Here is a 10861-nt window from a genome sequence, read left to right as displayed (position 1 = left end):
CTCGGCATACCGCCCGAACGCCTCGCGCGCGGTGAGCTCTTCGAGCAGCTCCGGCGAGGTGACCTTCGCGAGATGCGGGTGCATGGCCAGGCTGGGCGACACGGCGTTGATCCGGATGCCATGGGGGGCGGCCTCGACCGCGGCGCAGCGGGTGAGGGCCATGACGCCGGCCTTCGCCGCGGCGTAGTGCGCCTGGCCCGCCTGGGCGCGCCAGCCGAGCACCGAGGCGTTGTTCACGATCACTCCGCCCCGGCCGGCGGCCCGCATGCGGCGCAGGGCGGCTCTGGTGGAGCGGAACGTGCCGTTCAGTGTCACGTCGATGACCTTGTCCCACTGCTCGTCGGTCATCTCGGTGAGCTCGGCGGTGCCGCCGAGTCCCGCGTTGTTCACGACGATGTCCAAACCGCCGTGGCGCTGCTCGGCCAGGTCGTACAGACCCTGCACGTGGGCTTCGTCCGTGACGTCGCACGGCGTGCCGTCCACCCGGTCGGCGCCGAACTCCCCGGCCAGCGCCTCCACCGTCTCCTTCGTGCGGCGCGGGTGGGCGTCGCCGATGACGATGCGCGCGCCTTCCTCCAGGAAGCGCCGGGCGGTGGCGCCGCCGATGCCGGCTCCGGCCGCGGCGGTGATGACGGCGGTGCGGCCCGCGAGCAGATCATGCCCCCGGACATACGCGGGTGCGTCCACGCTCGGCCCCCTCGGCTCTCGACTGGCTATCGACGACTGACTCGATCCCAGGGTAATCTACCAAACACTTGTTAGGGAAGACTGCCGGAGAAGAACCAGGGACGAGCCGGCGAGGAACCGACCGAAGAGGTGGGCCACTGATGGACCTCGACTTCACCGCCGGGGAAGAGGAGTTCAGGCAGCGGGCACGCGACTGGCTCGCGGAGCACGTGCCCCGCGAGCCGCTGCCCTCGCTGGAGACCCTGGAGGGCTTCGCGGCCCACCGCGCCTGGGAGGGCGAGCTCGCGGCGGACCGCTGGTCGGTGGTCTCCTGGCCCGGGGAGTACGGCGGGCAGGGCGTCGACATCGTCAAGTGGCTGGTGTTCGAGGAGGAGTACTTCGCGGCGGGCGGCCCCGGCCGGGTCTCGCAGAACGGCATCAATCTCCTCGCGCCGACCCTCTTCGACTTCGGGACCGACGAGCAGCGCGCGCGGGTGCTGCCTCCGATGGCGCGGGGCGAGGTGATCTGGGCGCAGGCCTGGTCCGAGCCGGAGTCCGGCTCGGACCTGGCGTCGCTGCGCTCCACCGCGCGCCGCACGGACGGCGGCTGGCTGCTCCGCGGGCTGAAGACCTGGTCGTCGCGGGCCGCCTTCGCCGACCGCGCGTTCGGCCTGTTCCGCAGCGACCCCGCCGTCGACTCCGCCAAGCCGCACCGTGGCCTGACGTATCTGATGTTCCCGCTCGACGCGGACGGCGTGACCGTCCGCCCCATCGGGCGCCTGGACGGCAAGCACGCCTTCGCCGAACTCTTCCTCGACGACGTCTTCGTGCCGGACGAGGACGTGATCGGCGAATCGGGCCAGGGCTGGCGGATCGCCATGTCGACCACCGGCAACGAACGCGGCCTGACGCTGCGCTCCCCCGGCCGCTTCGTCGCCGCGGCCCAGCGACTGGTCCGGCAGTGGCGCGCCGAAGGCGATCCCGCGGACACCGCGCTGCGCGACCGGGTGGCCGACGCCGTGATCGGGGCCCGCGCCTATCAGCTGTTCACCTGGGCCAACGCGTCGCGCTTCGCCGCGGGCGAGACGATCGGCGCGGAGTCGAGCCTGAACAAGGTCTTCTGGTCCGAGTACGACATCGCGCTGCACGAGACCGCACTCGATCTCCTGGGCGCACAGGGCGAGTTGGCGGACGTCGGCGAATGGGCCCAGGGGTACGTCTTCTCGCTCGCCGGGCCGATCTACGCGGGCACGAACGAAATCCAGCGCGACATCATCGCCGAGCGGCTGCTCGGACTGCCGAAGGGACGCCGCTGATGAGGTTCCTCCTGGACGCCGAGCAGCGGGAGTTCGCGCGCTCGCTCGACGCGATGCTGGCGGCGGCCGGCACCCCGGCGCTCGCGCGGGCCTGGGCCGCCGGGGACCACGCGCCGGGGCGGGCCGTGTGGGAGCGCCTCGCGGATGCGGGCGTGTTCACCCTGGCCGTTCCCGAGGAGTACGAGGGGGCGGGGCTGCTCCCCGTCGAAGCAGCCGTCGCCTTCGTGGAGCTGGGGCGGCATGCGGTGCCGGGGCCCGTGGTCGAGACGGTGGCGGCGGGCGCGCTGCTCGCCCGCCTCGCCGAACTGGGCGACGCGGCTCCGGCCAAGCGGCTCCTGGCGCCCCTGGCCTCCGGGGAGGCCGTCGCGACGCTCGCCCTCCCCGAAGGGGGGCCGTTCGCGCTGGACGCGGACGCGGCGACGGTGCGGCTGACCGCCGCGGACGGCGAACTGCGCCTGGCTTCCGGGCACGCGCGCGTAGAGCGTTCGCTGGACCCGGCGCGGCGCCTCGCCCGGCTCCGGCCCGGCAAACTCCTCGCCGCGGGCCCGTCGGTGACCGAAGCTTCGCGGTACGCGGCCGACTGGGCCGCGCTCGCGACGGCCGCACAGGCGCTGGGGGTCGGGCTCGCGCTCCTGGACAAGACCGTGGCGTACGTGAAACAGCGCACCCAGTTCGGCACCCCGATCGGCGGCTTCCAGGCGGTCAAGCACCGCCTGGCGGACGTCCTGATAGGCCTGGAGTTCGCCCGCCCCCTGCTGTACGGGGCGGCGCTGACCATGAAGACGCCGGACGTGGCAGCGGCGAAAGCAGCAGCGAGCGAGGCCGCCTACACCGCCGCACGCGCGGCACTGCAACTCCACGGAGCGATCGGTTACACGGAGGAGTACGACCTGTCCCTGTGGCTGACGAAGGCCCGCGCGCTGCGCACGGCTTGGGGCACCCCTGCGGAGTGCCGCCGCCTGGTCCTGGCCGGGGACCGCGGGGCCGACTGACGCGAGCTCGGGCCCAGGGGGGGGTGGCGGCCTCCCCGTGCCCCCCTGGGTCTCTCACGCGTACTCCCAACCCCCCTCACCCACCTCCTCGCGGGCGATGCGGCGCCACTCCCGGGCGCCGCCCTCCAGTGGCCACGCCCAGGTGGGGCGCCGGCCCGTGCGGAGCCGGCCGAGGCGGCGGGCCAGCGCCGGGCCCGCGAATTCGGCGCCGTCGGGGACGTGGGGGCCCTGCGCGGCGCGCAGTTCGGCGAACCTCGCAAGCTCGCTCTCGTACGTCACCACGGCCCGCTCCGTGCCGGCGTCCACCTCGTCCTGCGGGGTGGTCCGCAGGAGTTCCAGGACGGCCGGTTCCACGGACTCGGCGATCGCCGCGGCCAGCCGGGCGTGACCGTCCAGGATCAGGTGGCTGTCGAGCCCGCTCACCCACCAGAGCAGGACGGGCGGCAGCGTGCCGTCCCTCGCCTGCTTGCGGTACGCCTTGACCCGGGCGTCGTCCGCCTCCGGCATGGCCCGCAGCGGAAGGATCTCCCACGAGCCGTCGTGGATCCACCAGTCGATGTAGCCGTCGGGGTCACCCTCGACGAGCAGGGAGCGCCAGTACTCGCCATGCGGCCAGCCACGGTGATTCGGCCTCAGAAGCAGCAGCGGGTCCGGGGAAAGCACCCATCGTCCGCCGTGCAGCGGGCTGTCGGGCGATGAGGCGAGCAGCGACGCGAAGTGGTGGGCCCAGCGCTGCGGGCAGCCGCCGTAGCCGCGGGCCGTCCGCGCGCGAAGCGGCGGGACGAGGGAGCGGTAGCGGCCGGTCCGGTAGAAGTCGACGCCCTGGTGGTGCGGGTCCACCAGGGCGAGGAGCAGCGGGTCGGCGGCGGCTCCCTGTGTCAGGAGCAGACGGTTCCCCGCGGTCCGCAGGCACAGCCCAGGCCGCGGCTGGTCCGGCACCTGGAGGAGCAGGCCGTTCCAGGAGCCGTCGGATCGGGTGAGGTTCGTGCGGCGCACCCCTGTGCGCGGACCGGCCGGCGGTCCCGTGGTGCTGCCCGTGCCGGACATGAACCAGCCGCCTCCCTTGCCTCTGCAATCCATCTCCGCAACCGAAACTGGATCGTACGTGCGAGTGCACATGCCACGTCATCGCTGCGATGATCAAACACACTGGCCAGGAGAGCGAGAGGGGCAAGCGCGTGCGCGTAATCGGGCTGATGTCGGGGACCTCGTACGACGCCATCGACGCCGCGGCGGCCGACCTGACGATCGACGGCGACCGTCTGCTGCTCTCCCCGCTGGGCCTCATCACCAGGGGATACGACGAGGCGCTGCGCACTGCGCTCGGCGCCGCGCTGCCGCCCGCCGCCACCACGCTCGCGGACGTCTGCCGCCTCGACACCCGCATCGGCCAGGCCTTCGCCGCGGCGGCGGCCGAGGCGGACCGCGAACTGTGCGACGGGCGGGCCGAGTTGGTGGCTTCGCACGGGCAGACCGTCTACCACTGGGTGGAGGGCGGCCAGACGCACGGCACCCTGCAGATCGGGCAGCCCGCGTGGATCGCCGAGCGGACGGGGCTCCCGGTGGTCTCCGACTTCCGGCCCCGCGACATCGCCGCGGGCGGCCAGGGCGCCCCACTGGTCAGCATCGTCGACCGGATGTGGCTGCGCGGCAGGCCGGGCTCCCCCGCCGCGCTGAACCTCGGCGGCATCGCGAACATCACCGCCCCGGACGGCACCGCCTTCGACACGGGCCCGGCCAACGCCCTCATCGACGCCGCCGTACGCGAACTGACCGGGGGGCGGCTCGCGTACGACCCGGAGGGCGAGATGGCCGCGCGCGGCACGGTCGACGAGGGGCTGCTCGCGGACCTGCTAGGCGAGCCGTACTACGCGCGGCCCGCCCCGAAGACCACCGGAAAGGAGCTCTTCCATCTGCCCTACCTCCGGGCGGCGCTCGCCGGATACGAGGCCCTCGCCCCGCAGGACGTCGTCGCCACGCTCACCTTGCTGACGGCCCGCACGGTCGCCGACGCCGTCAGGGCGGTCGGTGCCGGTGAGGTCATCGCCTCCGGCGGCGGTACGCGCAACCCGACGCTGATGACCTTCCTGCGGGCCGAGTTGGGGGGCGGCATCCCGGTGCGTACCTCCGACGAGCTCGGGCTGCCGTCCGCCGCCAAGGAGGCGTATGCCTTCGCGGTGCTCGGTTTCCTGACGGCGCACGGGCTGCCGGGGACGGTGCCGCAGAGCACGGGGGCCCGGCACGCGAGCGTGCTGGGGTCGATCACTCCGGGGCGGGCCGGCATCCAGGTGCCCGCTCCGGCGGGCGGCGGGCCGGTACGCCTGGTAGTGGACGGACTGGGGTGAACTCGCCCCGGCCTCCCCGCGCGTGACTCGGCCGGCCGTCGGTCTTCGTAGAGGCCCCCTCTCATCCCACTTTCACCGAATGCTCATACCCTGGCGCCCATGACCCAGGTAACCCCTCCCGGCTGGTATCCCGACCCCGGCCAGACAATTGACGGTCCCCGTACCGAGCGCTGGTGGGACGGGAACGTATGGACGGACCAGGTCCGCGCGGTGGGATCCGCCGCCGGGTGGGGCTCCGATCCGGCGACCGCGCACACTCCCCCGGCCCCGACGGCTCCTCCGTCCTATCCGCCCGGCGCCCCGGCGGGCTCCCCCGCAGGCGCCCCGGGCCCGTATCCGGGCTACCCCGCCTACCCGGGGCAGCCCACCGCCCCGAAGCGGGGCCTGCGCACCGGCATAGCCGTCGGCGCGGCACTCGTGGTGCTTGCCGGGATAGGCGGCGGCGTCTACTTCCTGACCTCCGACGACGACGGGGACGGCGACAGCGCCGCGAAGGCCCCCTCGTCCTCCGCCCCGGCGAAGCCCGGTGAGCCCGGAAACCCGCAGAACCCCGGGGACCCACAGGACCCCGATCAGTCCCAGCCGCCCGGCGGCCCCTCCGAGGCGCCCTCGGAGGAGGGATTCACCGCCGACAGGGCCAGCGGCCTCAGCCTCCCCGTGCCGGACGACTGGACCGGCACGTCGGGCCAGAACGGCGGCGCCTCGGTGACCACGGGCCCCTACCCGTGCCCCAGGGAAGCCTCCAAGACCTGCACCCGCGGCGGCGCGTACCTCGGGCTCGCCAAGGGCTTCAAGAACGACGCCAAGACGGCGGAGGAAGCCGCCAAGGCCGACATCGCCGTCAATGCCAAGGAGTCCTACGGCGGCAAGACCTACGGCAAGATCACCTCGCACAAGGAGCTGGAGTCCAAGGAGGTGACCGTCGCGGGGCAGAAGGGCTACCTCGTCCGCTGGAAGGCCGTCACGGAGAAGAGCGACGACGGCTACGTCCAGTCGCTGGCCTTCCCGTCCCCCGTGATGAAGGACGAGCTCGTCATCGTCCGCTTCGGCATCGACGTCAACGACAAGTCCCCGAAGCTGTCCGTGATGGACGAGATCACCAAGGGGATCAAGGCCTCGTCCGGAGGCGGCAACGGCCAGGAGGTCTGACCGGGACCCCGACGGGGCCCGCGGCGGCAGCCCGGAAACGTCGAGGCCGGGCGGGGGGAACCCCGCGCGGTCCGCCCCCCCCGCCCCCGGGGGGCCCCCCCCCCCCCGGCCACGGGGGGCCACGCCACCCCCGTCCCCACGGTGCGGCGCGGCGCAGGCAGATCGGGGCCCGTCATCCAAGGGACCCCGGTCCACGATCAGGTGGGTCTGGTCAGACCGAGCGCGGGCAGCACGCACGCCTCCACGAAGGCGGACAGATACTCCTCGTCCGCGTACTTGCCCTCCAGGACCGGGCGGGCCCGGACCACGCCCATGAGCTGAGCCGTGATGAATTTCGTGGCCGGATGGTCCGCCGCGATCTCGCCCCGGGCCACGCCGCGCTCCACCAGGTCGTCGAGCGCCCGGGTCTCCGGCTCCACCAGTGCCTCGCGCAGCGCGCTGCGCAGATCCTCGTCCTGAAGCACCGCGTGGCTGAGCGCCTGCACGAGCATGCTGTCGCGCGTCGACCACTCCCCCGCGGCCTTCGCCGCCTCGCGCAGATCACCGGCGAGCGTGCCGGTGTCGATGCCCGCGAAACGCACGCAGCGGTTGGCGCGCAGCGCGGCGGCCACGAACTGGGGCTTCGTCTTCCACTGGCGGTAGAGCGTGGACTTGCTGCACCGGGTGGTCGCGGCCACGCCCTCCATGGTCACGGCGTCGTACCCGCACTCGCGGAGCTGGTCGAGGACCGCGTCGTAGAACTCCTGCTCACGCTCGGGCGTGATCTTGGAGCGGCGCGACGAGCCCACGGGGTCCACTGCCCCCGGGTCCGCTGCCGCTGCGTCCACTGCCTGGTCCGGCGACGTCATGACTCTTCTCCTCGGTGCGACGGCTTCGACCGGCGCTATCGATACGCCAGTGTACCGGTACGGCTCCGTATCGGTACACTGGCGTATCGGTACATTGGCGTATCGATGAGCGGGGCGCTTCCTCCCCCGCTCGATACCCGCACCACGCACTCGCACCACACACCCGCACCACCCAGTCGTCACGTAAAGGGGCCGGGGGATGAAATCCCGAACCGAGCCCGCAGAAAGGGAACCGGACATAGCCGTCCGGGAGCCGGACACATCTGCCCGACCGCCCCTCGTCCGCGAGCTTCTTCTCGTCGTAGGACTCTTCCTCGTCTACAAACTCGGCAGGCAGCTGGCCAACGGCCACACCGGTGAGGCCTTCCGCAACGCCCACCACGTGTGGGACGCCGAACGCACCCTGCATCTGCCGGGCGAGGGCGCCGTACAGAACGTGCTGCTCGGCAGCGACACCCTCGTGCACGTCGCGAACAGCTACTACGCGACCGTGCACTTCCCGGCCACCGTCCTGTTCCTGGTCTGGCTCTACCTGCGCCGGCCCCGGCACTACGTATGGAGCAGGCGGGTGCTCGCCGCGCTGACCGCGGCGGCCCTCGTGCTGCACCTGACCTTCCCGCTCGCGCCGCCCCGGATGCTGCACGCGGCAGGGCTCGTGGACACCGGGCAGGTGTACGGGCCGAGCGTCTACGGCGCAGCCCCGCAGACGGACACGATGGCCAACCAGTTCGCCGCCATGCCGTCCCTGCACTTCGGGTGGGCGCTGATGCTCGCCGTCGGGCTCATCGCCGCCACCTCGTCGCGGTGGCGGTGGCTGTGGCTGCTGCACCCGCTGATCACCCTGCTGGTGGTCGTCGGGACCGCCAATCACTACTGGCTCGACGCCATCGCGGTGACCGCGCTGCTCGGCATCGCACTCGCCGTGATCAAGCTGCCGGACCCCGCACGGTCCCGAGTCGTACGGCGGCACGCACCCACCCAGCAGCTGGCCGCTCCGGGGGTACGACGATGAACTCGACGCTCCTCGCCGTCGCGCTCTCCCTCGTGTCGGCCGCCGCGTACGCCTGCGCCGCCGTGGCCCAGGAACGCCTCGCGTCGCGCGTCAGCGGCGAGGGCTTCCTGCGGCTGCTCGGCAGCGGGGCCTGGTGGTCGTCCGTGGGACTCAACGCCTCCGCGGCGCTGCTGCACGTGGCGGCCCTGAAGTACGGTCCGCTCACCCTGGTCCAGCCGCTCGGCGCGCTCACCCTGGTCGCGGCCGTACCGCTGGGCGCGCGGCTCGCGGGGCGGCGGGTCACGCCCCCGGAGTGGCGCGGCACCGGGCTCACGCTCATCGGCCTGGGCGCCCTGCTCCTCACCGCGTCCGGGCCCGCGCCCGACGACACGCTGACCCTGACGGAGGCGCTGGCCGTCGCGGGCACCACGATGGCCGTGATCGGCGTGCTCTCCCGGCCGGGTACGCGGCCGGGGCTGCGGCACGCGACGGCTTCCGGGTTCGCCTCGGGTGTCGCATCCGCGCTCACGCAGACCGTGACGGTCGCCGCGACGGACCGCTCGGGTCCGCTGCTCAGCGCGCAGGTGATCGTCGTGGCGGTGCTCGTCGCCGCGTTCGCCGTGGGCGGTCTCGCCCTGTCCCAGACGGCTTACCGCGGGGGCCTGGGGGCGCCGCTGGCCGTCGTCACCCTGGCCAACCCGGTGGCCGCGGCCGCCATCGGCCTCGCCCTGCTCGGAGAGCGCCTCCAGGGAGGCGTGGCCGGCCTCTTCCTGGCGGCGGGTGGCGCGGCGATCGCGGCGTACGGGGTCGTGGTCCTGACCCGCTCACCACGGGACGAGGTGCACACAGAGGCACCTTCGGAGCTGTCCGCGGAAGACTTCCTGCCGTCTGTTCCGACTCAGGCGGAATCCAACCGCGCGGCACACGCGGTAGCCCCGTAAGGGGCGCGAGGAACTGCGCGACAAGCCACAACAGAACCGCGGGCGCAGAAGCAACACGGAGACGGGCCTCGGCACCCTGAACCCAGGACGCCGAGGCCCGTCTCCGTGAGGAAAAACCTCACCCGAAGCCGCGCGAGTCCTGCTTCAGCGCCGTGTCGACCGTCAGGGCAGTCGCCACCACGAGGCTCAAGAGCGGCTCGGGCAGCTGGTAGTGGATCTGCAGGACGTAGTTGTCCGCGGTCGTGAACATCGTCTTGGCGAGGCCTTCCCAGGTCTTCGTGATCCGGGCGACCTCGTTGTCCGCGTGGTCGACGATCGAGAAGTTCCAGGCACGCCAGTTCTCGGCCTTGATCGCGCCGGCCTGCTGGCCGTTGACCATGATCGCGAAGTTGATCTTCCCGATCATGTTCTGCTGGACGATCTCGCCGATGGGCTGGCCGTCGGCGCGCTCGACGATGACCCGCGACTTCATGAACTTGCGGGGCCGGGTCAGGTGCAGCACCGGCTGGCCGTACGCGTCACGGATCTCGAGCTTGTGCGTCATGAACTGGTCGACGCTGGAGACGAACCGCGCGACCTTCTTCAGGGTGCTCTGGCCGACCTGGACGACCGAGCCGAGCACGTTGCCCGACTGGTCCATGACGCTGTACTCGTTGGTCAGCTCGATGAGCTTGGCCTTCTGGTTCACCACGAGGACCGGCTCGGTGAAGAGCGTGCCGCCACCCTGGGCCGTGGTCGCGACGCCCGCCTGCTGCTGGACCTGGCGCTGCACCTTGGCCGGGTCGGCCTGCGGCACCGCCTGCTGGGGGTGCCCGTACTGGGCCTGCTGCGGGGCGTGCTGCTGGCCGAACTGCCCTTGCTGCTGGGCGGCCTGGGCCTGCTGGGCGGCCTGGGCCTGCTGCGGGACCTGCTGCCCCTGCTGCGGGACCTGCTGGGCCTGCGCGGCCTGGCCGCCGGCCTGCTGGTCCGGGCTGGTGTGCTGGGTCCACTGGGAACCGTCCCACCAGCGCAGCAGCTGGGTTGCGCCCTGGGGGTCCGGATACCAGCCTGCAGGAGTGTTCGAATGCGTTGTCACGCGGGCACACTACCCCGATGGGTCGGGCGGTTCGCCAGCGTTTGGCGGGACCTGTGATGTCGGCCTCACCGCACGCCCCTTCCGCGGACGCCGCACGGATGGCGCCCGCGGAAGGGCTACAGCCGGACCTCGATCCCCAACGGCGCCTGCGCCTCCCTCAGTTCCACCGCGGCGACCCGCCCGGCCGCCCGCACATCGGCCCGCGCGAGCTCGAACCGGTCCAGGCTCGCGCGCGGACCCGAGACGACCACCCCCGCCACCGGTGCCCGCATGGAGAGCCGCGCCTCGGACTTCGCCCGCCGGATCGCCGTGATGGCCTCCGAGGCCGTCGCGAGGACCCCGGCGTCCGCCCCGGCCGGGATCTCCGGGACGGGCCAGGCCGCGCGGTGGACCGAGCCCCGCTCGTACCAGGACCACACCTCCTCCGTCACGAAGGGCAGGACCGGCGCGAGCAGCCTGAGCAGCTCGTCGAGCACGGTCCGCAGCGCCACGCGCGCCGATTCCGTCCCGGCGCCCCCGCCGTCGCCCTCGGCCTGGT

Annotated in this window: 11 protein-coding genes; 6 read left to right on the top strand and 5 right to left on the bottom strand. The window is 72.8% G+C overall.

Annotation, left to right across the window (positions count from 1 at the left end):
* A partial coding sequence (locus ACQKIP_RS28295; RefSeq protein ID WP_427744475.1) for an SDR family oxidoreductase occupies positions 1-687 on the bottom strand: 687 nt, incomplete at its 3' end.
* 140 nt (positions 688-827) lie between these two features.
* Between ACQKIP_RS28295 and ACQKIP_RS28290 the strand changes: the two genes are divergently transcribed.
* Together ACQKIP_RS28290 and ACQKIP_RS28285 are read left to right on the top strand one after the other, a co-directional pair.
* Complete coding sequence (locus ACQKIP_RS28290; protein ID WP_365855407.1) at positions 828-1982, top strand: acyl-CoA dehydrogenase family protein; 1155 nt, start codon at positions 828-830, stop codon at positions 1980-1982.
* Positions 1982-2974 carry an acyl-CoA dehydrogenase family protein gene (locus tag ACQKIP_RS28285; RefSeq protein WP_365855409.1) on the top strand — a complete coding sequence of 331 codons (993 nt, stop codon included), beginning with the start codon at positions 1982-1984 and terminating at the stop codon, positions 2972-2974. Before ACQKIP_RS28290 ends, ACQKIP_RS28285 begins: the two co-directional genes overlap by 1 nt.
* 54 nt (positions 2975-3028) lie before the next feature.
* Here ACQKIP_RS28285 and ACQKIP_RS28280 read toward each other — a convergent pair whose 3' ends face one another.
* On the bottom strand, positions 3029-4021 hold the full coding sequence (locus tag ACQKIP_RS28280; protein WP_365855411.1) for a hypothetical protein: 993 nt from the start codon (positions 4019-4021) through the stop codon (positions 3029-3031).
* Between the two features lie 131 nt (positions 4022-4152).
* On the opposite strand from ACQKIP_RS28280, the gene ACQKIP_RS28275 reads away from it, so the two are divergent.
* Entirely contained in the window at positions 4153-5319 is a 1167-nt protein-coding gene (locus ACQKIP_RS28275) for an anhydro-N-acetylmuramic acid kinase (RefSeq protein WP_365855809.1), read from the top strand.
* A 99-nt stretch (positions 5320-5418) separates the two neighbouring features.
* Positions 5419-6468, top strand: a complete 1050-nt coding sequence (locus tag ACQKIP_RS28270; protein WP_365855413.1) for a DUF2510 domain-containing protein — start codon at positions 5419-5421, stop codon at positions 6466-6468.
* Between the two features lie 197 nt (positions 6469-6665).
* Here ACQKIP_RS28270 and ACQKIP_RS28265 read toward each other — a convergent pair whose 3' ends face one another.
* On the bottom strand, positions 6666-7295 hold the full coding sequence (locus ACQKIP_RS28265) for a TetR/AcrR family transcriptional regulator C-terminal ligand-binding domain-containing protein (RefSeq protein WP_427744477.1): 630 nt from the start codon (positions 7293-7295) through the stop codon (positions 6666-6668).
* Positions 7296-7515: 220 nt separating this feature from the next.
* Here ACQKIP_RS28265 and ACQKIP_RS28260 point away from each other — a divergent pair, with 220 nt between their 5' ends.
* Both ACQKIP_RS28260 and ACQKIP_RS28255 read left to right on the top strand, forming a co-directional pair.
* On the top strand, positions 7516-8328 hold the full coding sequence (locus ACQKIP_RS28260) for a phosphatase PAP2 family protein (protein WP_365855417.1): 813 nt from the start codon (positions 7516-7518) through the stop codon (positions 8326-8328).
* Complete coding sequence (locus tag ACQKIP_RS28255; protein ID WP_365855419.1) at positions 8325-9248, top strand: DMT family transporter; 924 nt, start codon at positions 8325-8327, stop codon at positions 9246-9248. Before ACQKIP_RS28260 ends, ACQKIP_RS28255 begins: the two co-directional genes overlap by 4 nt.
* 118 nt (positions 9249-9366) lie before the next feature.
* Here ACQKIP_RS28255 and ACQKIP_RS28250 read toward each other — a convergent pair whose 3' ends face one another.
* The gene (locus ACQKIP_RS28250) at positions 9367-10323 is read right to left on the bottom strand and encodes a phospholipid scramblase-related protein (RefSeq protein ID WP_365855421.1); all 957 of its coding nucleotides are present in this window, start codon (positions 10321-10323) and stop codon (positions 9367-9369) included.
* Between the two features lie 116 nt (positions 10324-10439).
* Positions 10440-10861, bottom strand: a 422-nt coding sequence (locus tag ACQKIP_RS28245) for a class I tRNA ligase family protein (RefSeq protein WP_427744471.1), incomplete at its 5' end; no start/stop codon positions are given.

This window comes from Streptomyces sp. NPDC059900 (genome assembly GCF_050270335.1).
GTDB lineage: Bacteria > Actinomycetota > Actinomycetes > Streptomycetales > Streptomycetaceae > Streptomyces.
Note: the sequence above shows the minus strand (reverse complement) of the source record. Positions and strands in the feature narration are given on the sequence as shown.